Raw genomic sequence first — 25939 nt, forward strand, 5'->3', positions numbered from 1 at the left:
GTTACATCTGCGTGCGCAGTGCATTGCCGAGGCATCCCAGCATCTTTTCACCCATGGGTCGCCGCTGCCAGTCATTCAGCGTGATCTCTTTTGAAACGGCCCGGTCTTTGGCAAACAGCCGCTCGTGATGGCTGGCGAACCTGGCATCATGCACGTTCAGATTCGCCTCCGCATTAAGGCGCAAAGAGCGGTTGTCCAGATTGGTCGAACCCACCGATGACCAGCATCCATCCACCACCATGTATTTGCAGTGGTACAGCGCGGGACCATACTCAAAGATTCGCACTCCCGCCTTCAGCAGCGGCCCCCAGCGCGAGCGGCCTACCAGCCGCGCAAGGCGTTCGTCGATCAAAGGGCCCGGCACAATGACCTCGATTTCCACCCCGCGTTGGCGCGCTTCCACCAAAGTCTGGATGGTGAGATCGTCCGGAATGAAATACGCATTGCCAATGCGGACTGTTTGACGCGCTGCCGCGATCGACAGCAGAACCATCAGCCGGGCGTTCTCACCGCCCTCACTGGCGGAACTCTTGAAGACCTGGCAGGTGGTGTCCCCCACCGGAGGCAGTTCCGGAAAGTAGTCGTCACCGTGCAGAACCACCGTCCGCGTTTCCATCCAGTTGTCCATGAAGGCCTGCTGCAGCTGCGCCACGGCCGGACCTTCCAGGCGGTAATGCGTGTCACGCCAGCGCCTTGGCAGATCCGCATCTCCGTCCCAGTCATCCGAGATCCCCACACCGCCCGTAAAGCCGACGCAGCCGTCAATCACCAGGATCTTGCGGTGCGTGCGCTGATTGAAACGGGTGAGATTCATGTAGCGAAAGATCTCCACTTCGACGCCCGCACGCTGCATCAGTGTTAGGTCAGGACCACGCAGACAGTTGCAGCCCATGGCATCCTGCAGGAAGTGCACCTTCACGCCCGCCCGGGCACGTTCAGCCAGCGCAAGGGCGAAACGATGGCACACCGATCCTTCGGAAAGCACAAAGTTTTCAAAGGTGATCGAGAGCTGCGCACTGGCAATGGCGGCCAGCATGGCGGGGAAAATCTCACGCCCGTTCTCCAGCGTTTCCACCGTGTTGCCTTCGACCAGCGGTGGCCCAAGGAGATGGCTCATCGTACGGCAGAAGGGCGGATCACCGACGGCACAGTCGGTGTGAATGGCATGCTGTATTTTTTTGTCGGTCTCAAAGAAGTTCCGCGCGATGAGCACTCCTGCCGCTCCACTGGCGATGGCCGCCGCAGCAAGCACCATGCGCCGGTGTGATTTTTCCCCTGCTCTTGCCTCTCTTCTTTGCTGTGGAGTGAGAAAGAAATTCATGATCGGCCGGAGCGTGAGGCCGCAGCTTTGCCGCCTTTTTGACCACCGCCGGAGATTGGATTCAATGTGGCCCAGGCGCGCTTTGCATCCTCCTGACCGCGTTTTGAAACGGCCTCATCTTGCCCTTCATATTTCCACCTGCGGGCAGCCGTCAGTCGCGGGCTTGGCTTTATGCCCTGCTGCCCTGAGGGAGGAAGTAAAATGAGAATGGATATTTTCATAAGGTGACAGCAGGTGGGGTGGTGAGTTCAGGAGGAAATGTAAGGCCCTTCTTGAATGCTTTCTTTGACGGGGCGGCGACGCGAGGGTGCTTCCATCTGCCGCAGTTTTTCAGGGAGTTTGTCGGGATCACCCGGGCGCCCCACCGCAAACATCGCAGCAACGGCATAATCTTCCGGCACCTTCAGCTCGCTATGGGCACGTTCGAAATCGAAGCCTGACATGCCATGCACGACGAGCCCCATGGCGGTGCCCTGCAGCGCCAGGTTTTCAAAGGCGCTGCCGCAGTCAAACAGGTGCACAGGATTGGGTTTGCCATCCTTGTTGAACACCTTGTGGGCAAGAATGACCACCAGCATGGCCGCATGCTGGCACCAGACCTGATTGGCCTCCATCAGCAGACCGAAGAAGGCGGGCCAGTGGGAAGTATCACGCAGGGCGTAGAGGAAGCGCCATTCCTGCTCATTGTAGGTGGAGGGCGCCCAGCGGGCTGCTTCAAAAAGCGTCAGCATTTCTTCCTCGGAGATCGGCTCTCCCGTCATGGCACGCGGCGACCACCGGCGGTAGATCAGCGGCTCAATGGCATGGTCGGGTTGACGAAATTGGGCAGGATCAGGCAGCATGCTCATATGTCCCTAATCGCCTGAGATCGGAGCTGCGGTTGTCTCGAACAGCAAAAAGGCCGCCCCGGGCTGGCCGCGCATGAAACATACCTCCGCTTGCAGTGTGCGCCGCGTAGTGATGGTGGATGCTGATCGAGGACTATGGATTTCTGAGTGATACCGAGACTGCCGCGCTGGTGAGCCGCGATGGTTCCATCGACTGGCTCTGCATGCCCCGCTTTGACTCAGGCGCTTTTTTTGCACGCCTGCTGGGGACGGAAGAAAATGGCTTCTGGAAAATCTGCCCGAAAGGGCAGGTGGTGAAAACGAGCCGTCGTTATCGCGGTGACACGTTGATTCTTGAGACGGAGTTTGAAACGGCGGAGGGCTGTGTGCGACTGACGGACTGCATGCCACTGAGAGATGAATATCCTGACATCGTGCGCAAAGTCGAAGGGCTGCGGGGCAGGGTGGAAATGACGATGAGTGTGGTCCTGCGTTTTGATTATGGCCGGCTGGTGCCCTGGGTGCAAAGGGTGGATGGCGGCATCACGGCCATGGCGGGACCAGATGCCATCATTTTGCGCAGCGATGTGGAACTGGAGGGCCGGGAATTTTCCACCGTGGCCAATTTCACAGTCACGGCGGGTGAGTCGAAGGCATTTGTGCTGACGTGGTACCCCTCCCACAAACCGCCGCCCGAGGCGGAAAACTCAGAGGAAAGTCTGCGGCGCACCGAAGATTACTGGACGAAATGGGCAGGCCGCGCTCAGCCCGCCGGTGAATGGCGGGACGCCGTGGTGCGCTCGCTGCTGGTGTTGAAAGGGCTGACGTATGCGCCCACGGGCGGCATCGTGGCGGCAGCCACCACTTCGCTGCCTGAACAGATCGGAGGTCAGCGAAATTGGGATTACCGCTTCTGCTGGCTGCGAGATGCCACCTTTACTCTCTACTCCTTGCTGGATGCTGGCTATAAGCGTGATGCCGAGGCCTGGAGAAAATGGCTGCTGCGCGCAGTCGCGGGCAGTCCCTCGCAGATGCAGACGCTCTATGGCGTCGGCGGCGAGCGTCCATCCATCGAATACGAGCTTCCGTACCTCGCGGGTTACGCGGACTCAAAGCCGGTGCGGGTGGGCAATGCCGCCGCGCAGCAGTTTCAACTGGATGTGTATGGCGAAGTCCTCGACGTGATGCATCAGACACGGCGGCAGGGCGTGGAAGTGGACTGCGCCGCGTGGCAGCTGGAACGCTGTCTGGTGAAATTTGTCGCCGAGCACTGGCAGGAGCCGGACATGGGCATCTGGGAGGTGCGTGGGCCTGCGCGCCACTTTACCCACTCCAAGGTGCTTGCCTGGGTGGCGATGGACCGCGCCGTGCAGGCCTGCGAAAAATTTGGGCTTCAGGGAAACGCAGCCGAGTGGCGTGTCGTGAGAGACCGCATTCATGCCGAAGTATGCGAGCGCGGGTACAGTCGGAAACGCGGTGCCTTTGTGCAGTCCTTCGACGGCGACAAATTGGATGCCAGCCTCCTCATGCTGCCGCTGGTGGGCTTTCTTCCAGCGAGCGATCCGCGTGTCCTGTCCACCATCGCTGCCATTGAAAAGAATCTCATGGCAGGCGGATTTGTGCTGCGGTACCACACGGACACCGAGGTCGATGGATTGCCTGAGGGGGAAGGGGCCTTTCTCCCATGCTCCTTCTGGCTGGTCGACTGCCTGAATCTGACCGGCCGCTACGATGAAGCGCGCGAGATGTTTGAGCGTCTTCTCTCATTGCGCAATGATCTGGGCTTGCTCGCCGAAGAGTATGATCCACGCACACGTCGCCTGGCGGGAAACTTTCCGCAGGCCTTTTCACACGTGGCCCTGCTGAATTCAGCGGCGAATTTGAGCAAGCATCACGGCCCGGCCTCTCAGCGTGCCAGCAGCGCCAACGATGCAGCGGCGAAGCACGCACCAGCTGCTGAGCCCACGTCATGAGCGGTTCTTTCGTTTGTGTCGTCTGCGGTGCATGCAGAGAAGGAACTTTGGCAAAAAAGAGGCCGCAGCCATTGCCAAAGTGAAAGCGGGCCTGAGGCCGCGTTCAGCACCCGTCCTGACTCAAGGACCCAGCCGCGTCAGAGGAATCAGTCGATCTCCCCGATGCCATGAAGACCCTTGCCGATCCCCGCGATCTCTATCCACGTCCTCCTTATTCCGCCAAGTTTCAAACCCCGCCTGGCAGCGAGGAGGAAATGAATCCTGCCGCCGATCATGGTGAGAACAGCTACTGCGGCAATCATCTCCTGGAAGGCTGTCGCGCATTGATCACCGGCGCGGACAGCGGCATTGGCCGGGCGGTGGCCCTCGCCTTTGCACGTGAAGGTGCCGATGTGGCCATATCCTATCTATGTGAGCACGAAGATGCCCACGTCACCGAGCAGCTGGTGAACGCCGCCGGCAGAAAGGCCGTGCTCCTGCCTGGAGACCTGGATACCAAACAAGCCTGCGATGAGATGGCTCAGGCTGCAGTCGAGCAGCTCGGGGGGGTGGACATCCTCGTCAACAACGCCGCCTTCCAGCGTTCCTACCAGTCACTTGGCGAGCTCAGCGATGAAGAGTTCGTGAAGACCTATGAAGTGAATGTGTTTGCCATGTGCAGGCTTTGCCGTGCGCTGCTGCCGCAGATGAAGCCGGGATCCTCCATCATCAACACGGCTTCCATCCAGGCCTTTGATCCGAGCCCCAATCTTCTGGCCTACGCCTCCACCAAATCCGCCATTGTCAGCTTCACACGCTCACTGGCCCATCTGGCCATGGAGCAGGGGGTGCGCGTCAATGCCGTGGCTCCCGGGCCGGTTTGGACGCCATTGATCCCCTCCACGCTGCCCAAGGAAAAAGTGAAAATGTTTGGTGCTGACAATGTCTTCGGCCGCGCCGCCCAGCCCGCAGAACTGGCACCGCTCTTTGTCTTTCTGGCCAGCTCGCAGGCGAGTTATGTCAGCGGAGAAGTGTATGGTGCCACAGGTGGCCAGTTGCCGCTATAACCTCTGGCCCGCGATGCTTTTGCAGGGCGGCTTCAAATGAACAACAAGCAAGCTGGCAGCGGCACGCGCATTTCTGCCGAACCGCTGCCGATCTGCGTGAATGTGACAAACCGCCGCCATCAGCGTTGATTTGAGCGTGTGGTGGTGGTCGTCGTCGTGGTTCGTGTTGTCGTGGTGGACAAGCCGGTGTTGGGGTCCAGCATCTGGACTTTGGTGGCTACCAGGGCATTGCCCTCCTTGGTATAAAAGACCCGGACTGGCGCGCCCATGGGCACCGCCTGCAGAGGCAGCACGGCGCCTGTTTGATCCACGAATTTCAGTTTGCTGCCACTGGCGTAGCTCACCCGTGTGGAGGGAAGGCCGGCCAGCTGAATGGCCAGGGCCTCAGGGCTGAGTTCGGCCAGATTGCCGTCTGCGGTGAGCGGGACATTCACGATGATCTTGGTGGCGAGCAGCATGTTTCCCACGGGCGTGTAATGAACGTTCACCGGTGTCTGCAGGGCCACACGGTCAGGCGCCACGAAGCGGCCGTGCGTATCCACAAACGTGGTGTCCCCATTCGTCATGTAAACGGTCATGCTGCCCGTGCTGGGTTCCTGCACGGTCAGACCTTTGGCGTCATAGGCGCTGACGGTGCCTGCTGCATGCAGGTCTTGCGGCAGTGCCACAGTGGATTGGGGCGGCGGAGCAGTGGAGGGCGTGAGACTCTGTGCCGAACAAATCATGGTCAGCGCCCAGAGCGGGGCGGCCACAATGAGAAGATGCGTTGAGTGGAATGAATGTTTCATAAGTACATATGGCCAGGGGTTTGATGGCTCTATGGGAATTCGCAGTCGGCAATTTGCCCGGATTCATGAAATGCCCGCTTCTGCTCCCTCTGATGCCCCTGTCAGCTTTCCACCTGCACCTCCTGCAGCTGATAGGTGAACAGCACCCCTAGCAGTCAAGCAGCATGGTTCCCGATGTCTGCACGGCGTTCTCCCACGATGTACAGGTATTATGAAACCACTATCACACCTCATCACCGTCCTTTCCTTGTTGGCTGTCGCTGGGCCATCTGCGGCGCAGACACCCAGCCCCAACCCGCCCAGCACTCAGGTCAGTCCTTCCTCCAACAACTCTGGCGTCGTCAGCGACGGCATTTCAGTTTACCGTGGCCAGGCCTACCTGCTGCGCAATGGCCGTGCTGCAGCCATCACCAGGGCGCTGGTGCCCGAAGGTCAGTTTCTCACCTGGGAGGGCGGACTCACGCCTCTTCCCTCAGGATTCAGTGTCTATGACAACATCGCTGCCGAACGGGACGGCTTCATGGTGTTTCACAATCAAACTTTTTGGCTGCATGGCGGCAAGGCGGCACTGCTCAACAACAAGGTCGTGCCAGAAGGGCAGGTGCTGACACCCAGCGGGCAGCTTGTGTCACTTCCCTCTGGCTTCAGCGGCTTCGTGCATGACCGAACAGCTGCTGGCGCCACGGGGCCGATGACCACGGATCTCGGAACCCAGGCGCTGCCAAACCAGGCAGGAGTGCCTCAAATCAATCAGGGGACCAATCTGCGTCCTTCCGCTTCGCCCAATCTTCCTGCGGGCGGTACCAATCCCAACATGGGTGTGAACGGGACCGCAACCAGCACATCGGGCGCAGTAGGAGTGAATTCGAGCGGTATAATCTCGGATGGAAATGGTGGGTTCACCAATGCTGACAACGTGATCGTAAACGGAGGTGGCCTCACGAATGGAGGAGTTCAAGGAACCATCAGCGCAGGAGTAAATACGAACATTCCTAATGGCGTGAACGGTGTAAACGGCGTGAATGCAGTTAACGGAGCCCAGATGAGAACCGGAGGTGCGAATGCCAATCTCCCCGCAGGCACTCAAGGAACCAACATCAACGGCACCAGCGTCAACGGAGCCAATGTCAACGGAACCACTGGCGCCTCCGCAGCGACTTCCTCCACAACGACAGCCCGCACCGCTGGCGGCGCCCCAGCTACGACTGCTGGTGGAGTGACTGCGAATACGGCGGGTGCTGCCCAATCAACGAACGCTGCTGGAGGTGCTCAAATGGGCTCGCAATCGCGCGGATGGAGTGCACCGACGGGCAACACCAATGGAGGCAGAACGGCACCCGCGGGTAACACCAACGGAGGACGCACCGCCCATTCAAGTGGCACAGGCACAGGCACAGGCACAGGCACAGGCGGCGGTTCAGGTGGCAGCTCAGGCGGCGGTGGAGCAGGGAGTGGCGGCGGTGGCCGTTGAGCATGCCCATCTTCATCGGCTATTTTTCAAAGATCCTGTGAAACTCTCAAACCATCCAGTCATGAAAACTTCTTTGTCTTTGCTGCCATTTCTCTGTCTGCTCAAACTTCCACTAATGGCCCAGGTGACCGTGGTAGCGCAGCCGGGTGAGGTCACTCCAGCCACGGCGGCTCGTCTCCTGGATCCACTCGCCGCGCAGCGCCAGCTTCTGATCGCCCCGAAGGTCGAAGCGATTCCTGTGCCCGCGCCTGCGCCCGGCGAGGTGGTCAAGACCACGAAGACCACCACCACCGTGGAAACTCCCGGTCTCCCGACGCGGGTCTATGAATCCCAGCGCAGCGTGGTCGTGGTGGAGAATCAAAATCAAACCTGGGAGCTGCCTTACGTCACGCTCCCGGTTCTGTTCGTGCGTGAAACCGCCGAATTGCTTGATGCGGACTCGCGCTCTTCTTTGGAGCAAATGGCCGGCGTCATCAAAACAGTGATCGCCGCCGAGCCCGGGGCGCTGTTTGACATCGAAGGTCATACCAGCACCGATGGCCTGGCAGAACTCAATGCAGCGCTCTCTCTTGCCCGTGCACAGCGTGTGTATGATGAGCTGACCATGCGCTATGGTGTGCCCGCCGCTGTGCTCCGCGTGCATGGCTACGGCTCCAGCTACGCCCAGCATCCGCAAGGCACTGAGCCCGAGATGCAGCTGGACCGGCGGGTGCTGATCGTGCGGACCAAATAGCAGCTTCCTGCTGCTGGTCTGCACACTCTCATTGCGGTGGCAGCCACGGCACCCAGACATACCACATCATGTAAGTCAGTGCCAGAGCCAGAAGCCCATTGATGCGTCCCGCGCGCTGCTGCCGCCGGAAGGTGGTCAGGGCCAGCATCAGCACGCTGCCATGAATGAGCAGCGCCAGAAAGAACCACCAGGGACTGGCGAACAAAGCCGCGTGCAGGATCGCCGCGGTGAAAGCAGCGCCCATGGCCATGCCTGATGCGGCCCGCCGGCCAAAGCGCACCACCAGCGTTTGCTTACCCGCCGCTTCGTCAGCCTCCAGATCGGGAAATCCAGCCAGGATGATGGCTGGCAGAATGGCGAAAAACATGGGCGCTGCGATGAGCCATGGCCGCAGTTCCGCCGCGCCTCCTTGGGAAAAATGCCCCAGCAATACCGTCAGCACGCTGTGAGTCAGCGCCACGTCCAGCTCGCCCCAGGTACGGTAGGACAGTTGCAGCGGAGGTGCGGTATAGCCGAGGCCCAGAATCAGTCCTACCACCAGCAGCCCCAGCACACCGAGCCCGTTGGCACCCGGCAGAAATACGAGCAGCAGGCCCACGCAGGCCAGGCATGCCCCGGCCACTTTTCTACCGTGGCGCAGTTGATCCATGCTCATGAGTTTTTGCACCACCACACGCGAGCCACCGGTGAAGGGGCCGCTGTTGCGGTTCAGCGTGTCAGTCTTCACATCATGAATCTCATTGGTGATCACGGACATGGCCTCCAGCAGCCACGCAGCGGCCCAGGCCAGGAGATAGGGCGTCCATTGGAAAGGGGTGCCGTTCATGGTTGCGGCACTGGCAGCACCAGCCGTCAGCGCCAGCCATGGGAAGACATAAAACTGCGGCCGCAAAGCCTGCAGCCATGTACGCAGTCGTGGCCGCCAGCCCGTGAGCATGATTTTCTCCAGCTCAAATCCCTCCTGCCGTGCCTGCTCCAGCCAGCGCTTCCGCAGTTCGGGCGTGGAGGTGCGCACGGGGGAAAAGATCCTCACACGCACCGGGCCCACGCCGCAAAACCTCAGGGTCGCATCCCGAAGCGCCCGGATGCTGCATGAGTGCAGCATGCCGCCAAAGATCCAGCGCGGCGTGTCCATGGTGGCGATCAGCGTGGCCGATCTGCCGCCCAGCAGTCCCTCCCAGCCACCATCCTCGCGCTCCTCAAAAGCAAAGCCCGGCAGCAGCACACGGTCCAGCCAGCCTTTCAAAAGGGCAGGCATCGTTCCCCACCAGACTGGATAGACAATGATGAGGTGATCTGCCCACAGCAGCTCCTGCCTGGATCGCTCCAGACAGGGTTCCAAGGGCTGGCCGGTGTGATTGAGATCAAACGCAAACTCGCGCAGCGCGATCCAGCGCACCTCATGCTGCGCGGCTCTGGCACCATTTGCCGCAGCGGCCACCAGCGCCTGGCAGAAGCTGTCCGCACGCGGGTGCGCGTCCATCACCAGCACATGGTGCTTGGGAGACTTGGGTAAAGGGGACTGGTGGGAGTTCATCGCCATGCGGATCCGGCGCCTTCGCGCCTGGAATGCCAAAGAATCGCATCAGGCCGCTCTGCTGCGCGTCAGCCACTTCGCATGCACTGAAAAAATCAGCGCATGGCATCGCACTATCTTCAATGCTTTGTCTGATCACTCCGCACAATCTGCCATGCCAGCGCCAGTCCGCCGCTCGCGGCCATAAAGAAGAACACCATGGCCACGCCGGGGTAGCCAAAGATGCGGAAGGGCGTGTCCACGCGCATGAGCAGCGCCGCTCCCACGATCAAGGATGCAAGGATCAACCCCAGCGTGATGCGGTTGGCGATCTTCTGCAGCGTCGTGATGATCAGGTTTTCATTGAACGTGTCCACCTTGACTCGCAGCTTGTTGGTGGAAAGAAGCTCCAGCAGATGATTGAGACGTGAAGGCAGCTTTTCGAGAAACTCCTTCGCCTCCAGCATCAGACCAAACAAGTTTCCAGAGGAGAAGCTCTTGAGCGCCTGCTCATGCATGATCTTGGCGGAATTCCGCCGCACAGATTCATTGGGGTCAAAATGTGGCGACAAGGTGCGCCCCACAAGATCAAGATTGAGCAGCGTCTTGCCCAGCAGCGTGAACTCCGGCGGCACGCGCAGGTGGCAGTCTCCGGCGATTCGCTGCACCTCCAGCACCACCCGGCCGATTTGCAGATCGCTCAAGTTCGCGGTGCGCTGCTGGCTCACCAGATCCGCGATGCGCCGTTTGAAGGTGAGCGCATCGTATTCTTCATCCGGCTCGCCCATTTTCTCTGCCACATCCGCGGCCTGGTCTCCATTGCCTTCGCTGATGCCCAGCAGCAGTTTCAGCAGCAGGTCCTGCATGTTGCGGCCCACGCGGCCCACCATGCCGAGATCCAGCAGCGCGATGCGGTGGTCATCGGTTAAAAAGATATTGCCTGGATGCGGGTCGGCATGAAACACCCCCACCACCAAAATCTGATGCAGATAGGCCTGGAACAATTCCTCCGCCAGTCCATCGCCATCAATATCCACGCGGATCAGCGGACTGAACTTGGTGATCTTTTGACCTGTCACGTGTTCCATCGTCAGCACGCGGCCCGTGGAATAATCCTCCACCGGTGCCGGGACGAGGATGTTTTTAAAGGCGCCCAGATGCTCGCGCATCAGCAGCAGGTTCATCGCCTCCAGCCGGTAGTCGAGCTCACGCAGCAGTGATTTGCGCAGTTCCTCCACGATTTGAACCAGTCCATAGCGCCGTCCTATATCGGAGTGCGCATCCAGAAAGGTCGCGAGTTCGGTCATGGCCTCCAGATCTTCAGAGACGTTTTGCCGCGCATCGGGCCTCTGCACTTTCACCACCACCTGCTGGCCGCTGCGCAGCACCGCCCGGTGCACCTGGCCCAGGGATGCGGCTGCGATGGGGACTTCATCAAACTCGATGAATGCTTTCGACAGACGTGCGCCCACTTCCATCGAGACAATGGCCTGCACCTGATCAAAGGAGAAAGGCTCCACATGATCCTGCAGCCGTGAGAGAGCATCCATGTAGCCTTGCGGCACCATGTCAGAGCGGGTGGAAAGAAGCTGCGCCAGCTTGATGTAGGTGGGTCCGAGTTTTTCGATGTCATTCGCCAGTTCTTTTGCCTCCAGCGGCATCGGCGCAGGCGGGGCATGGGGCAGGGGATCATCGATCACCGGTGCGTTTTTGACGAGATCGCCATGGCCGTACTTGTAGAACAGCATGAGCAGATCACGATAACGTTTCAGATTGGCGGGTTTTAGGGAGAGGCTCATGGAGGTGGTGGGGATCAGGGAAAGATCTCATCCTTCTATCGGGGGGCGGGGCGTGTTCAGGCGTAGAAAACGTGTTTTGATTTCTGACCGCCTCAGTCCTCAGCCTCCTGCTCTCTGGCAGCCCGAGTCCACAGCCGCAGTTCGGTTTCATTCATCGCCACTTTGGAGGCAGTGCGTGCATCGCTGTAGCCCCATTGCTCCACGTCATCCAGGTATTGCAGTCGGGACAGCAGAGTGCCTTGGCAGAGATTTTTGGAGGCAGGAATGTTCCGGTGCTTCAGCATTGCAATCATGCGCTCGGTGATCTCGATCGGCACGGCGTCCTGCTCGCCGGGATAAACATACGCGAAGAGAATCAAATGACTCAGCAGCACCGGCCAGTCGTTGCCGAAACGCCACAGCAGGCGGTCCCAGTCCATCTTTCTGCCACAGCTGCGCAGCAGATGCTGGACATCCGCTCCATCAAAGCGTTCGCGCTCCATGATGAAGGCTTTCTGCCACAGCAACTCCTCGGCGGGGCAGACTGGCAGCAGCATGCCGAGAACTTCCGCGACACGTGCAAACTTGAACCATTCGTCATCCACATCACAGAGGCCGTTGCCCGAGCGGAAGATGATGTCAATGAAATGGGATTCATGCCGCACCTTCGCCAGCCAGTGGGAAAAGGTCATTTCCACCAGGAAGCCTGCGCTGCGAAGCACCTCCAGGGTGCGCTCCACATCCTGCGGGCGCACCAGCACATCGAAGTCCTTGGTGTCGCGTCTGACCCCGGAGTGGACACGCAGCGCAAAGGCTCCGCCCACCAGAAAGTTCACAGATGAGGAGCGCAGGACTTCCATGGCGGAGCGGTAGAAGTCGTGCTCGTCGGAGAAATGGTGCGCCTCGTTCTGCATTTGGAGTTTATCGGCTGCCGGGCAGGCTTTGCGCTTGGCTTAATTGACCGCTTTTTGACACGGCAGCCCGGTAGTTTGAAACGATTTCATGCAGGAACCCACCACTCCCGTCATGCGGATCGCGGCCACAGCAGACCTTCACTATCGCAAATCCTCACAAGGCGTCCTGCAGGCGCTGTTTGCGGAGGCTTCGGCGGCTGCAGATGTCCTGCTGCTTTGCGGCGATCTGACAGACTACGGCGAGGTGGACGAGGCGCGCGCTCTGGCGCATGACATCAAGACTCACGTCACCATTCCGGTTCTCGCCGTTCTGGGAAATCACGATTACGAATCCGGCCACGCCGACAAGGTCACGAAGACTCTCGTGGAGGCAGGGGTGACCATGCTGGATGGCGAATGTGTGGAAATCAAAGGCGTGGGTTTTGCCGGTGTATGCGGTTTCGGCGGAGGTTTTGACAGCAGCATGCTCAGCGCCTGGGGCGAGCCCCTGATCAAAGCGTTTGTGCAGGAAGGCGTGAACCAGGCCATGCGGCTGGAGCGTGCGCTGGCCCGCCTGGAAACACCGCACCGGGTGGTGCTGCTGCATTATTCGCCCATTCGTGCCACGGTGGCCGGGGAGAATCCTGAAGTCTTTCCCTTCATGGGTTCGACGCGTCTCGAGGAGCCGCTGAATCACCACCATGTCACCGCCGCCTTTCATGGGCATGCGCACCATGGCTCGCTCGAAGGCCGCACGAGTTCGGGCGTGCCCGTCTACAATGTCTCGCATCCACTGCTTAAAAAGTCGTACCCGGACCGGCCTGCGTTTCGAATTTTGCAGCTGAATGAAAACCATGCCGCTGCAAGTGAGCACGGATGAGGCAGGGCATGATGGCTACGCTCATCCGCCCTGTCCCGCACGATAAGTGGAAGAACAACTTCCATGAGATCCCTTTTGAAATCGCCTCCTTTCTCCCCCGTCCCAACCATGACTGAACCCCTCGACCATGCGCAACGCCGCTTGCCAGTGGGGGCCGAAATTCAACCCGGAGGTGGTGTGCACTTCCGCACTTGGGCACCGTCAGCAAAGCAGGTGGCTGTGATTGTGGCTGAGGGAGAAGACCTGACCGATGGTGATGAACTGCTGCTCACTTCCGAAGCCGGCGGCTACTGGTCGGGATGGAGCGCCACGGCGCGTGCCGGGATGCACTACCGCCTCCGGTTGGATGGCAAAGATTTTCCTGACCCGGCTTCACGCTTCCAACCCCAGGGTCCCCATGGACCTTCGCTCATCGTCGATCCCAATGCCTTTGCATGGTCGGATAAAACATGGCAGGGCGTAACGCGCGAAGGCCAGGTGGTGTACGAAATGCACATCGGCACCTTCACTCGTGAAGGCACGTGGACGGCTGCGACTGAACAACTGCCTCATCTGGCGGATCTGGGCGTCACCTTGCTGGAAGTCATGCCGGTGGCGGATTTTCCGGGACGTTTCGGCTGGGGCTACGATGGGGTGAACTTGTACGCTCCCACGCGGCTGTATGGCAGCCCGGATGACTTTCGCCTTTTTGTGGACCGTGCGCATTCATTCGGGCTCGGCGTGATTTTGGATGTGGTGTACAATCACCTCGGCCCGGATGGGAACTACCTGCGGGAGTTCACCCCCCACTACTTCAGCTCGCGTTACACCACGGACTGGGGCGAGCCACCGAATTTCGACGGCGAATTCAGCGAGCCAGTGCGCGAGCTCTTCATCGCCAATGCGGGCTACTGGATCGACGAATTTCATTGCGATGGCCTGCGCCTTGATGCGACCCAGAACATCTATGACGCCTCCCAGGAGCACATGCTGGCAGCCGTCACCCGCCGTGCTCATGCCGCAGGCGGCGGGCGGAGCATTTATGTTGTGGGAGAAAATGAATCGCAGCATGCGCAGCTCATCCGCCCGCGCGCCCAGGGCGGCCATGGTCTGGATGCACTCTGGAACGATGACTTTCATCATACGGCCATCGTGGCCATGACGGGGCGCAATGAAGCCTATTACACCGACTATCATGGCTCCTCTCAGGAGTTCATCTCCTCCGCCAAGTGGGGCTTCCTCTTCCAAGGCCAGCGTTACAAGTGGCAGAGCGCCCGCCGTGGCACTCCATGCTTTGATCTGGCACCTTCCAATTTCGTCAACTTTCTTCAAAATCACGACCAGATTGCCAATTCACTCTGGGGCCGCCGCGCTCACACGCTGACCAGTGCTGCGAAGCTGCGCGCGCTGACCGCGCTGCTCCTGCTGGGGCCAAACACGCCCATGCTCTTTCAGGGGCAGGAGTTTGCTGCGTCATCCCCGTTTCTCTATTTTGCCGATCACCAGCCGGATCTGGCCGTTTTGGTCGCGAAAGGCCGCGAGCAGTTCCTTGCGCAGTTTCCCAGCATCGCGTCTGAAGATGTGGCGGCGCTGATTCCAAATCCCGAGCTCGAAGAGACCTTCCTGCGCTGTAAGCTGGACTTCGCCGACCGTGAAAAAAATGCGGAGGTGCTGCGGCTGCATCGTGACCTGCTGCGTCTGCGAAGGGACGATCCGCTGCTGGCGCGCGCGCAGCGCGGCACCTTTGATGGCGCGGTGCTTGGCCCCTCCGCCTTCGTCCTGCGCTTCTTCGGCCGCGATCAGAATGACCGTCTGCTGCTGATCAATCTGGGCGCGCATCTTCATCTGGACCCCGCACCCGAGCCGTTGCTGGCGCCACCGCTCGGCTGTTTGTGGGAGACCGCATGGTCGAGCGAGGATCCCCGCTATGGCGGCGGAGGAACGCCTGCCATCGACTCTGACGACAATTGGAATCTCCCTGCTGAATCCGCCGCACTCCTCACCCCCATCTCCGCACCATGAATGCCGATCTTATCCGCCGCATCGACGTCGCCCAGGCGCAAGCCGACAACGCCCGTGAAATCCTCCGCCGCGAATGGCTCATCACCAACGGGCTGGGAGGCTACGCCTCGGGAACCATCTGCGGCATGGTGTCACGGCGCTACCATGGCCTGCTGGTGGCGGCGCTTCCCGCACCTTTTGGCCGTGTGGTCATGCTGAATCATCTGGCCGAGCATCTGCGCCTCGCCGAAAACCGTCGCGTTTTGATTGGCGGCGAGGAGGCCCGCACCGCAGGGGAAAACGGCTCGCAGGAGCACTACGTGCGTGAGTTCCGGCTGGAGCATGGCCTGCCTGTGTGGGTGTTTGAAGCCTGGGGCTACACCATTGAAAAGCGCGTGCTGCTGATCCACGGGCAGAACACCGTGCACATCACCTACCGGCTGCTCTCCGGCCAGGACTCCGCGCAGCTGGAGCTCTGCCCCTCGGTGCACTTCCGCCGCTATGAGCATGATGTGGCAGAGCCCTTTGCCGCAGGCTATTCGCTGCTCATTCATGAGCGGCGCTATGAGCTCTCCACTGTCGGGCTGCCCTATGCGCTGCGTTTGTACATCAATGACTCCAAGGCCAGCTTCCGGCATGAAGGCGGCCAGGTGCGTGAGATCGGCTACCAGACGGAGGCGGACCGCGGCTATCACTCCCGTGGTATGTTGTGGTCTCCGGGCGCGTTCACGCTGGATCTTCGTCCAGACCGTCCGGTGACACTCGTGGCTTCCACGGAAGACTGGGCCTCCATCCTCGCGATCGATCCTGAATCCGCTCTGTCCGCCGATCTGGCGCGGCGTCGCAGACTGGTCTCTGTGGCCGCGCCTGCGGTGCAAGGCCCGCCAGCCTCGGAGCTCGTGCTCGCGGCGGATCAGTTCATCATCACGCCTGCAGGGCGCATCGAAGACGCGGCGCGTGCCAAGGCGGGCGGGGATGAGGTGCGCACGGTGATCGCCGGTTATCACTGGTTCACCGACTGGGGGCGCGACACCATGATCAGCCTGGAAGGCCTCACGCTCACCACCGGGCGCTACCATGAGGCCGCATGGATTTTACGCACCTTTGCCTACTACATCCGCGATGGACTGATCCCGAATTACTTCCCCGACGGGGAGCGTGAAGGCGTCTACCACACGGCCGATGCCACGTTGTGGTTCTTCCATGCGCTGGACCGATATCTGGACGCGACAAATGATCGCGGCACGCTGCAGCAGCTGCTTCCAAAGCTGGTGGACATTGCGGAGCATCACCTGCGCGGCACACGCTTTGGCATCGGTGTGGACCATGGCGACGGCCTGCTGCGCCAAGGAGCGGAGGGCTACCAGCTCACCTGGATGGATGCGAAAGTAGACGGCTGGGTGGTGACTCCACGCCGTGGCAAAGCCGTGGAGATCAACGCCCTTTGGTACAACGCCCTGCGCCTGCTGGCAGACTGGCTGCGTGCTGAGCAGGGGGAGGATGCTGCGCATCGTTTTGATGAATACGCGCAGCGCGCACGTGACTCCTTCAACCGCCGCTTCTGGTCCGAAGAGCGCGGTCATCTGCTGGATGTGGTGGATGGCGAGCATGGCGATGACGCAGCCATGCGCCCCAATCAGATTTTTTCCATCTCCCTGCGCCATCCCGTGCTGGATCAGGCACATTGGGCTGCCGTGCTGGAAAAGGTGCGCGCAGAGCTGCTCACACCCGTGGGGCTTCGCTCCCTTTCACGCATCCACCCGGACTACAAGGCGCGCTACTTTGGAGACCTCCGTGCGCGGGATGCCGCCTATCATCAAGGCACCGTGTGGGCATGGCTCATCGGGCCGTTCATTGATGCCTGGCTCAAGGTGCATCCGGAGGATCGCGCAGGCGCGCGTCATTTTCTCGATGGACTCATCCAGCATCTGGATCAGGGCTGCGTCGGCTCCATCAGCGAAGTCTTTGATGCAGAGGAGCCATACACGCAGCGCGCCTGCATCGCGCAGGCGTGGAGCGTGGCGGAAGTGCTGCGCTGCTGGGCCAAGACCGCCGAGCCACCCTCCAATTAAAGGTGCCTCACAGACCCGATGCTCACATCCGTCTCACCCCTGATCTACGAATCAGCGGAGCTTATTTCCATACTCCCACATGAATCCATTCCGACTTCGACTAGGACACCCCTATCCCCTCGGGGCCACCTGGGACGGCGAGGGCACCAACTTCGCGCTTTTCAGCGAATACGCCGAGAAGGTGGCGTTGTGCCTCTTTGATCCCCAGGATCCTCAAAAGGAGGTGGCGCGCCGCTGGCTGGCCGAAAAGACGGATCATGTCTTCCATGCCTACCTGCCGGACGTGAAGCCGGGCATGCTCTACGGCTACCGTGTTTACGGTCCCTGGCAGCCGGAGGCGGGGCACCGCTTCAATCCGCGCAAGCTCTTGCTGGATCCGTATGCAAAGGCCATCACCGGCGGATTTCAGTGGGGCGATGAGATGTTCGGCTACCGCATCGGCGGCAATGAAGACTTTGACATGGACGAGCGCGACAATGCCGCGCGGATGCCCCGCTGCGTGGTCGTGGACCCTGCCTTCGACTGGAGCGGTGACGAATGCATTGACCGGCCCATGGCCGAAACGGTGATCTACGAAGTGCATGTGAAGGGCTTCTCCAAGCTGTGGCCCGTGCTGCCCAAAAAACTGCGCGGCACCTACGGAGGACTCGGCTCTCCTCAGGCCATCGAGTACTTCACGCAGCTCGGCGTCAATGCGATTGAGCTGCAGCCGGTGCATCACTTTGTGAACGATCACTTCCTGGAGGAAAGAGGACTGACGAACTACTGGGGCTACTCATCCATCGGCTACTTTGCGCCGGAGCTGCGCTACTCATCCAAAAGCGAGCCGGGGCAGCAGGTGGTGGAGTTTAAGCAGATGGTGAAGAACCTGCATGCGGCCGGGATCGAGGTGATTCTGGATGTCGTGTACAATCACACTGCCGAGGGGAATCACCTCGGCCCCACGCTCTCGTTCAAAGGCATCGACAACCTGAGCTACTACCGCACCGTGGCTGATGCGCCCCGGTTTTACATGGACTACACCGGCACCGGCAATTCATTGAACATGCGGCATCCGCGCGTGCTGCAGCTCGTAATGGATTCCCTTCGCTACTTTGCCACCGAATGCCATGTGGACGGCTTTCGCTTTGACCTTGCCTCCACCCTCGCCCGCGGGCTGCATGAAGTGGACAAGCTCGGCGGCTTCCTTGACATCATCCATCAGGATCCCGCGCTGCAGCGCGTGAAGCTCATTGCCGAACCCTGGGACGTGGGCGAGGGCGGTTACCAGGTTGGCAATTTTCCTGTCGGCTGGGCGGAGTGGAATGGCAAATACCGTGACTGCGTACGGGCCTACTGGAAGGGGGATGATTCCCAGGTGGGAGAGTTTGCGGCACGCCTCACAGGGTCAAGCGACCTCTATCAGGATGATGGGCGGCGGCCTTTCGCGAGCATCAATTACGTGACCTCTCACGACGGCTACACTTTGCATGATCTCGTCAGTTACAATGACAAGCACAATGAGGCCAACGGCGAGAACGGCAATGATGGTGACAACTGCAACCACTCGTGGAACTGCGGAGCTGAAGGACCCACGGATGATCCTGCGGTGAACGCGCTGCGCCGCCGCCAGAAGCGCAATTTCCTGGCCACCCTCATGCTTTCCCAGGGCGTGCCGATGCTCTGCGGCGGCGATGAATACGGGCGCACCCAGCAGGGCAACAACAACGCGTACTGCCAGGACAACGAGATCAGCTGGCTGCGGTGGAAACGCACACCGGATGAGCTCGCGCAGCAGGCCTTCACCGCAAAGCTCATCGACCTGCGCCGTGAGCACCCGATCTTCCGACGGCCCAAGTTCTTTTATGGCCGCAAAGTGCGCGGTGCGGACGTGAAGGACATCATGTGGCTGAATCCCGCAGGCCAGGAGATGAACGACGAGGAATGGAACACCCACTTCGTCAAAACCATCGGCGTGCTGCTCAGCGGAGATGCGCTGGATGTGCGTGACTGGCACGGCTCTCCGGTGCATGACGACACCTTCCTGATTCTCTTCAATGCCTCGCACCAGCCCGTGGACTTCACGCTCCCCAGCCTCGGCGCGCGGCGCTGGGCCCTCCTGCTGGATACCACGGCAGAGCAGGGCTTTGTGGAGCCACCTGCTGAGTGCGAAGCCGGTGCCGTGCTGCCGCTGCCTGAGCGCTGCCTGCTGCTCTTGAAACGCCTCTCATGAAAGCTTTCCGGGCGGCGCTTTTATCATGCCGCGGCATACATCCGGTCTTCCAATGTTCCACGATAACAACGCACATGAAACCCAACATTCTTGAAGATCTGCTCCATCAGGAACTCCGGAGTCTCTACTGCGCCGAAAAACAAACGTTCGAAACTTTGACGAAAATGGCTGAGGCCGCCTGTCATCCGAAACTGCGGGATGTTTTCTTGGCCCGTATGGAGGACAGCGGCGGGCAGCTCAGAAAGCTGGAGCATATTGCCGGACGGCTTGGGAAAAATTTGGAAGGCTCACGCTGCCAGGGGCTGAGACAGTTGATCGAAGATGAAGAAAGGGAAAGCCTCCTCAATGCGCGTGCCAGGAGCGAGACTTATGACGCAAGCCTGATCACTTCCGCTCGTAATTACATCGGTTATGAGATCGACAGGTATGAGCTTGCCCGGGTGCTTGCGTCACGTCTTGGCCTTGATGAAGTGGAAGCCCTGATCCGGGTCAATCTAACTGCTCAAAAAACACTGGATGGCAGGCTGGCCCGGCTGGCGAAGTCACTCATGAACCACCGGAGGGTGAACGCAGACAGGGCTGCATCAGCCTTTCGCGGCGCTTCCGTTGCCGCGATGCGGCTCATGTGCGGGAGCGGATTCAGGGTGTCAGGCGTTTAACCCCTGATGACGCGCCATGCTTTGACAAGACCGCGTGGCCGCTGAGCAGCGATTCAAGGCTGTAACAAAACCCTACACTCCTCATGAGAACTTCATTCTTCGCCCCCGACCCCCCCACTGCGGAAACTCTGAAGAAAGACGTCCGCATTCTCGCGGATGACACGCTGAAAGTGGCCCGTCAGCAGGTGGTTGATCCCACCCTCGAAGCCGCGCGCCGCGCCAGTGCTTACGCCCGCGATGCCATGCAGCAAACCCGCGACCGCCTCTCCCAGCAGGTCTCCCAGGCGGAGCGCTACGCGGCTGCGCAGTACGATCAGACTGCAGGCTGGGTGCTGGCTCATCCGCTGAAGTCCATTGGCGTCGCCTTCGTTGTCGGAGCTGCCATCTCAGGTCTGTTGAGACTTTCTTCCAAACGGTAGTCTCCTGCATTTCTGCCACCTGGTAACCTGACGACAATCAATTCAGCCATCCCCTCAATGCTGCAACAGAAGCGCGGCAAAGGGCAGGTCAGACAAGATTTCACTCAGGGCCAGATTGGGCCCGGCATGCTCACGGGCGGTGAAGATGTCACGCAGGACGGCGCCGTCCCCGGGAGCAAGCACATGAGTATCCTCCCAAACCGAACCCAAGGGTGGAAAACCCAGCGGTGTGGTATGACGTGGCACGATGACGATCATTGATTCGCTGCCATCACGCCTTTCAAAAGCCACCACCTTGTCTGCGAACACACCCCGCCCGGGAATACCGGTGTAGCTGCCGCTGGCAAACAGTGCGGGCAGCTCGCGGCGCAGTGTCAGCAGACGATGAATGGCGAAGAGCTTGATGCGGCCATCCCGCCAGTGCTCCAAAAGAACGCGGGGGGCGGAGTGTGCGATGTCTGCCAGCCGCTGCTGTCTCAAGGCGAAATCCACCGGACGGCGGTTGTCGGGGTCCACGAGGCTGAAATCCCACAGCTCATTGCCTTGGTAAACATCCGGCACGCCCGGGCACGTGAGCTTGAGCACCGTCTGCGTGAGGGAGTTCACCGCGCCGTGCTGGGCGATGCGCTCCGCCAGTGATGACATGCTTTGCGGAAAGCGATTGCGCCCGCCGGGTGAGAGAATCGCTGCGATGAAACGGCTTACGGCCTCATCCCACGCGGCGTTGGGTTCCAGCCAGCTGCTGTTCACCTTGGCTTCATGCAACGCCTTCATCATGTAGTCCTGGATGCGCTGGATGAATTCCGCGCGGTTCCCTTCATGCAGTCCTTCCAGCGGCCACGCCCCGAGGAGGGTCTGATAGAGCAGGAACTCCTCATTGGAGTCAGGGGCTGTTTCTCCTTCGATTTCGCTGCAGTGCTTTCGGTTCATGACCTGCCAGCGGCGCACGGCATGGCCCCATTCCTCAGGGAGTTCGGCCAGCACGGCCAGGCGCGCACGGACGTCCTCGCTGCGTTTGGTGTCATGCGTGGAGGTGGCCAGCAGGCAGTGCGGAAACTCCGCGAGATGCGCCGCGTTTTGGCGGTGAAACGTCTCCACAGTCATTCCGGTCGCCGCAGGCTCACCTCCCACTTCGTTCAATGCCACGAGCTGGTTGAACACATAGAATGCCGTGTCCTCCACACCTTTGGCGGCGATGGGCCCCGTGCACTGCTGGAACTTGAGCACGAAGGTACGCCGCAGTTCTTCATCCACGGGATGCGGGTTGTCCTTGGGCGGCAGCAGCACATCGCGCAAAAATTCGAACACGGAGAGCTCCAGCGCATGATTGCGCCGCCGTGCCAGCGCAAGGGCGCGCTGGATGACGCGGCGGTCGGACTCGTCCGCAGGCTGCGCGGGATCAAGGTAAGTGCGGTACACCGAAAAGCAGGCGATGACCTCACGCACGGCGTTGGTGAGCGCGTTGACCGTGAAGTCACGATACCAGCGGTGGCTTTCGGAAATACGGTTCAGCAGCATGCCCAGCACGTTCACCTCGCTCGCGATGGCGGACTCCATCACCAGTTTCTTGCTGCGATAGACGATCTCCTGGTAGCTGGGGCGACTGCCAAGAAAGCGGTTGTAGACTGCGGCAGTCTTTGCCGCGTTCTGCGCCGGTATGAGAAGCTGCACCATCTGATTGGCAAACTCATAGCCCGTGGTGCCTTGCACCGGCCAGTCTGAGCAGAGCTTTTCATCGGGGCCGAGGATTTTCTCCACCATGAGGTACAGCTTCTCACCGCCACGTTCGCGCAGACGGGCCAGGTATTCGCGCGGATACGCGAGCCCGTCGATGTGATCAATGCGCACACCCGCCAGATGCCCGGCATCGATCAGCTCAAACAGGAGCCGGTGCGTGGCTTCAAACACCTCGGGCAGCTCCATGCGAATGGCTGCCAGCGTGTTCACATCGAAAAAGCGGCGGTAGTTGATCTCCTCCGAGGCCACGCGCCAGGAGCTCAGGCGGTAGGACTGCACGCTGAGAAGTTCATCGAGCCGGTCAAAGTGAGCCGGGTCCGAGGAGTCGTTCCATGCCGCGATGACACTGTGAATGGCATCACCTACCTCGGGCATCTCTGCACACAGCCGCGTCAGCCTTTCACGGATGATCCCACACTCACGCATGCGTTCCGCGATGCGGTCCTTGGCGGCCTCCGTGCGTGGCGGCAGATGCTCGATCGCGGTGAGGATGCTCTCAAGTTCCGGCGGCGGGGGAGTCAGCAGCGCCACGGCCTGCCTTAACAGGGGGAGCGTGGTCTGGGGGGCCAGCGGCAGCGTCAGCTCGCCATGACGCACGGTGAAATCACCCCCGGCAAACTCGATCTGAAAACCGCCGTTCTCCAGAGTGCGCCCATATTGTTCACCGAGCACCGGCAGCAGCACCTTGCCTGCCAGCTCTCGTTTCAGCGGCTGCCAGTCGATGTCAAAAAAGCAGGCATAGGCTGACGCAGGCCCGTTCTTCAGCACGTCGCGCCACCACGGGTTCACGGCATGCTCGATCCCCATGTGGTTGGGGACGAAGTCGACGATCAAGCCCAGCCCGTGGCTCTTTAACTCGGCGCTCAAGGCCTCAAACTCCGCACGCGTGCCGATCTCGGGATTGAGCTCGTTGTGATCGCATACGTCATAGCCATGCGTGCTGCCCGGCGCGGCGCGGAAGAACGGAGAGGCATACACATGGCTGATGCCCAGCCGGGCCAGGTAGGGCACCACCGCCTGCGCTTGGGCAAAGGTAAACCCACGGTGAAATTGCAGACGGTAGGTGGCGGTGGGGATGGCATTCATTTCACCGCATGATCGGTCCCGGGTCTCAGTGTGGCTGCATGGCTCCTGCTCCAGCAGCCATTCCGGTGAAACAGTCAAAAAGACCTGTCAGAGCAAATCTGATCCCGCCACCCAGCCATCAGGAATACCCTGAGCAGGTGAACAGGGCCGGCTCGGGTTGTGGGAGATCCTCCTCTTTTGTATCTCATCCCATCATGAAAACATTCACCACATCCTCCGAAACATTGTCATCGGTCCGCCATGAGTTCGACGCCCAGCTCCCGCCCGACGAAGATCTCATGGCCGCCATCCAACAGCGCGACGCCGCTGCCTTGGAAACTTTGATGCAGCGGTATCGCCGTCTCCTCAAGAGCGCCATCATGCGCACCGTCAATGATGACGCCTCCGCCGAAGACGTCCTCCAGGAATGCTTTCTCGAATTGTGGAAGCAGGCGGATCATTACTCACCCGCCAAGGGCCGGCCCCTCGCCTGGCTCATGACCCTTGGCAAACGCCGGGCCATCGACCACCTGCGCCGCTCCATGGCCTACTGCCGCGCCAAAGACCGTATGGAAGACGCCATCCAGCAGACCGAGACCTTCACGCAGGACTCTGCTGCCGACTGTGAGCAGGCCGATCTCGGACGCGTGCTCGGCCAGCATCTCTCCCTGCTGCCACAAGCACAAAAGCAGGTGATCGAGCTCGCCTTCCTGCAGGGAATGAGCCAGCGTGAAGTGGCGCAGGCCACCCATTCACCGCTTGGCACCGTCAAGACCCGCATGGAGCTCGGCCTGAAAAAGCTGCGCCAGACCTTCCGCACCCGCAGCGCCATTCACACCCTGCAGGCCGCTTGATCTAACGACAGCCCCGACACTCTTTTCTCCATCCCAGCCATGGCGTCCGCGCCCGCAGCTGGGATGGAGGATTTTTTTTTGGGTGTCCCAAAATGCACAAAATTTACGAAAGGTGTCATCTACACTTCTTTGCGCAGCAGTGCCTGTCATCACCGGCCGCAGGAACGGTCTCGAAACCTGAGAATACACAGGGCCCACGTACGAGGTGGTTCTAGTTTAGCATGTAGACAGAGCTGGGCTGCCGGAGCGTGCCGCCAAAAAGCGAGTCGTTGTCGGCCAGTTGCACAAATTCCCAGGACATCTTGCCTCTGGCCCGCACCTGATGGGGCCGGCCGAAGATTTTCTCCCCAGCTTCTGTTTCTTTGCCTTGCGCCAGATAGGCCGCAAAGATGGGAGGCATGTTCTGCTGCAGCCAGTTCACCATGCGCTTTTCTTCAGCCACAATTTGGTCGCAGATGCGGACCACTTCCAGCAGGCCCAGCTGCGAGGCGCGTGTGCGCAGGATGGTATGGCAGGCGATCTCAAAATGCTCCGTCACAAGGACCATAAGGACGTCCTTGATGCGCTCATCCCGGGCAAAGGCCGTGCCTGTGCTCTTCACGAGATCCATTCCCGTCTCCGGAGCTTTCATGGTTTTCAGCAGCGCTGCAGGGGCGGCTCCGAGCTGCTTCAAAAAGGTGGCGATGGCTTCCGCATGGCACCGCGTTTCGCCGCTGTGTTGCGCCGCTTGCTTGCGCATGGCGGGGCAGTGGGAGGGATTGTCACACAGTTTCTTCAGGGCTGTTTCCAAGGTTTTACCCAAGGCATAAATGTCGCTCAGTCGGTCGATGAGTTCGTCTTGGGTGGTCATGAGATCGGTGGAAAGGGATGTCGTGAACCGGGTTGAGTCGCCTGCTCCACGTTGCCTGTGAATACGCACTTCGGGTGTTGCCTGCGCTTCAGGCGCAGTGCTGGTCATGCTATCAGGTAAACAATCCCAGGTTGTCAGGACCGTCGGGACAGCAGGCCAAACCGGTCAGCCCTCCTGCATGGTCATCCATTCAATCGCAAAATCCATCAGCTCATCCGAGTCTTTGAAGCCAAGCTTTTCCTTGATGTGTGAACGGTGGGTTTCGATGGTCTTCACGCTGAGATTCAGCGTTTCGCTGATCTCACGCGTGGTCTTGCTGCGTCCGAACAATTGCAGCACTTCGAGCTGACGCTCTGAGAGCTTTTCCAGCGGGGAGCCGCAGTCATCGGTGCTGCCGGCGATGGTTTTGAAAATCAGTTTATCACTGAACTTCGGGCTGACATAGATGCCGCCGCTGCTGACTTTTTTCAGTGCATCAAGAATGTTTTCCATCGCCTGCTGCTTCATCACGTAACCCCTGGCGCCTGCTCGCAGCGCGCGCAGAGCGTAGATTGATTCGTCATGCATGGAGAGCATGAGAATGATGAGTGCAGGGCGCTCGGCCAGCATATGCTTGATCAGTTCGATCCCGTTTGTCCCGGGCATTGACACATCCATCAGCACCATGTCGGGCTCATGCAGACGCATGGCTTCAAGCGCAAGCTTCGCATTGGCCGCCTCCGCGCAGATGGTCACATCGGAGGCGTGGCTGAGATACTGGCAGATGCCATGGCGGAAGACCGGATGATCATCCACGACAAGCAGTCGCCTGCCGGCGCTGATCGCTGCTGGCGCGCTGGGGGCGGCGGGTGCTTGGAGGTTCATT

At 60.2% G+C, this 25939-nt stretch carries 20 protein-coding genes; 11 read left to right on the top strand and 9 right to left on the bottom strand.

Annotated elements, in window-relative coordinates; translation table 11 throughout:
• Window position 1: 1 nt before the first annotated feature.
• Together AC3RLQ_RS05525 and AC3RLQ_RS05530 are read right to left on the bottom strand one after the other, a co-directional pair.
• Window positions 2-1255, bottom strand: a complete 1254-nt coding sequence (locus tag AC3RLQ_RS05525; RefSeq protein WP_493035106.1) for a phospholipase D-like domain-containing protein — start codon at window positions 1253-1255, stop codon at window positions 2-4.
• 314 nt (window positions 1256-1569) lie between these two features.
• Window positions 1570-2169, bottom strand: a complete 600-nt coding sequence (locus tag AC3RLQ_RS05530; RefSeq protein WP_493035108.1) for a nitroreductase family protein — start codon at window positions 2167-2169, stop codon at window positions 1570-1572.
• A 119-nt stretch (window positions 2170-2288) separates the two neighbouring features.
• Here AC3RLQ_RS05530 and AC3RLQ_RS05535 point away from each other — a divergent pair, with 119 nt between their 5' ends.
• Together AC3RLQ_RS05535 and AC3RLQ_RS05540 are read left to right on the top strand one after the other, a co-directional pair.
• Window positions 2289-4121, top strand: a complete 1833-nt coding sequence (locus tag AC3RLQ_RS05535) for a glycoside hydrolase family 15 protein (protein ID WP_493035110.1) — start codon at window positions 2289-2291, stop codon at window positions 4119-4121.
• A 167-nt stretch (window positions 4122-4288) separates the two neighbouring features.
• A complete protein-coding gene (locus AC3RLQ_RS05540) occupies window positions 4289-5167 on the top strand; it encodes an SDR family oxidoreductase (protein WP_493035112.1) in 879 nt (292 codons plus the stop codon).
• Between the two features lie 119 nt (window positions 5168-5286).
• On the opposite strand, the gene AC3RLQ_RS05545 is transcribed toward AC3RLQ_RS05540, so the two are convergent.
• On the bottom strand, window positions 5287-5919 hold the full coding sequence (locus AC3RLQ_RS05545; RefSeq protein ID WP_493035114.1) for a hypothetical protein: 633 nt from the start codon (window positions 5917-5919) through the stop codon (window positions 5287-5289).
• Window positions 5920-6166: 247 nt separating this feature from the next.
• On the opposite strand from AC3RLQ_RS05545, the gene AC3RLQ_RS05550 reads away from it, so the two are divergent.
• A complete protein-coding gene (locus AC3RLQ_RS05550) occupies window positions 6167-7426 on the top strand; it encodes a hypothetical protein (RefSeq protein ID WP_493038852.1) in 1260 nt (419 codons plus the stop codon).
• Between the two features lie 61 nt (window positions 7427-7487).
• Window positions 7488-8159 carry an OmpA family protein gene (locus AC3RLQ_RS05555; protein WP_493035115.1) on the top strand — a complete coding sequence of 224 codons (672 nt, stop codon included), beginning with the start codon at window positions 7488-7490 and terminating at the stop codon, window positions 8157-8159.
• Between the two features lie 28 nt (window positions 8160-8187).
• Here AC3RLQ_RS05555 and AC3RLQ_RS05560 read toward each other — a convergent pair whose 3' ends face one another.
• From AC3RLQ_RS05560 to AC3RLQ_RS05570, 3 genes are all read right to left on the bottom strand, one after another.
• The gene (locus AC3RLQ_RS05560; RefSeq protein ID WP_493035117.1) at window positions 8188-9696 is read right to left on the bottom strand and encodes an NAD(P)H-dependent oxidoreductase; all 1509 of its coding nucleotides are present in this window, start codon (window positions 9694-9696) and stop codon (window positions 8188-8190) included.
• 119 nt (window positions 9697-9815) lie between these two features.
• A complete protein-coding gene (locus AC3RLQ_RS05565; protein WP_493035119.1) occupies window positions 9816-11474 on the bottom strand; it encodes an ABC1 kinase family protein in 1659 nt (552 codons plus the stop codon).
• Between the two features lie 92 nt (window positions 11475-11566).
• Window positions 11567-12367: a nucleotidyltransferase family protein gene (locus tag AC3RLQ_RS05570; protein WP_493035121.1), complete on the bottom strand. Its 801-nt coding sequence runs from the start codon at window positions 12365-12367 to the stop codon at window positions 11567-11569.
• 88 nt (window positions 12368-12455) lie between these two features.
• On the opposite strand from AC3RLQ_RS05570, the gene AC3RLQ_RS05575 reads away from it, so the two are divergent.
• From AC3RLQ_RS05575 to AC3RLQ_RS05600, 6 genes are all read left to right on the top strand, one after another.
• Window positions 12456-13226 carry a metallophosphoesterase family protein gene (locus AC3RLQ_RS05575; protein ID WP_493035123.1) on the top strand — a complete coding sequence of 257 codons (771 nt, stop codon included), beginning with the start codon at window positions 12456-12458 and terminating at the stop codon, window positions 13224-13226.
• 108 nt (window positions 13227-13334) lie between these two features.
• Window positions 13335-15227: a malto-oligosyltrehalose trehalohydrolase gene (gene treZ / locus AC3RLQ_RS05580; protein WP_493035125.1), complete on the top strand. Its 1893-nt coding sequence runs from the start codon at window positions 13335-13337 to the stop codon at window positions 15225-15227.
• Entirely contained in the window at window positions 15224-17278 is a 2055-nt protein-coding gene (locus AC3RLQ_RS05585; RefSeq protein ID WP_493035127.1) for an amylo-alpha-1,6-glucosidase, read from the top strand. Before treZ ends, AC3RLQ_RS05585 begins: the two co-directional genes overlap by 4 nt.
• A gap of 79 nt (window positions 17279-17357) precedes the next feature.
• On the top strand, window positions 17358-19490 hold the full coding sequence (gene glgX / locus AC3RLQ_RS05590; RefSeq protein ID WP_493035129.1) for a glycogen debranching protein GlgX: 2133 nt from the start codon (window positions 17358-17360) through the stop codon (window positions 19488-19490).
• A gap of 74 nt (window positions 19491-19564) precedes the next feature.
• A complete protein-coding gene (locus tag AC3RLQ_RS05595; protein ID WP_493035131.1) occupies window positions 19565-20149 on the top strand; it encodes a YciE/YciF ferroxidase family protein in 585 nt (194 codons plus the stop codon).
• Window positions 20150-20232: 83 nt separating this feature from the next.
• A complete protein-coding gene (locus tag AC3RLQ_RS05600) occupies window positions 20233-20568 on the top strand; it encodes a hypothetical protein (protein ID WP_493035132.1) in 336 nt (111 codons plus the stop codon).
• A gap of 54 nt (window positions 20569-20622) precedes the next feature.
• On the opposite strand, the gene treY is transcribed toward AC3RLQ_RS05600, so the two are convergent.
• Complete coding sequence (gene treY / locus AC3RLQ_RS05605; RefSeq protein ID WP_493035134.1) at window positions 20623-23391, bottom strand: malto-oligosyltrehalose synthase; 2769 nt, start codon at window positions 23389-23391, stop codon at window positions 20623-20625.
• Between the two features lie 194 nt (window positions 23392-23585).
• On the opposite strand from treY, the gene AC3RLQ_RS05610 reads away from it, so the two are divergent.
• Window positions 23586-24224 (top strand): RNA polymerase sigma factor, encoded by a 639-nt coding sequence (locus AC3RLQ_RS05610; RefSeq protein WP_493035136.1) that lies wholly within the window; start codon window positions 23586-23588, stop codon window positions 24222-24224.
• Between the two features lie 211 nt (window positions 24225-24435).
• Here AC3RLQ_RS05610 and AC3RLQ_RS05615 read toward each other — a convergent pair whose 3' ends face one another.
• Together AC3RLQ_RS05615 and AC3RLQ_RS05620 are read right to left on the bottom strand one after the other, a co-directional pair.
• The gene (locus AC3RLQ_RS05615; RefSeq protein WP_493035137.1) at window positions 24436-25074 is read right to left on the bottom strand and encodes a DUF892 family protein; all 639 of its coding nucleotides are present in this window, start codon (window positions 25072-25074) and stop codon (window positions 24436-24438) included.
• 165 nt (window positions 25075-25239) lie between these two features.
• Window positions 25240-25938 carry a response regulator gene (locus tag AC3RLQ_RS05620; RefSeq protein ID WP_493035139.1) on the bottom strand — a complete coding sequence of 233 codons (699 nt, stop codon included), beginning with the start codon at window positions 25936-25938 and terminating at the stop codon, window positions 25240-25242.
• Between the last annotated feature and the right edge of the window lies 1 nt (window position 25939).

This window comes from Prosthecobacter sp. GW821-HT29F12, from assembly GCF_058803405.1.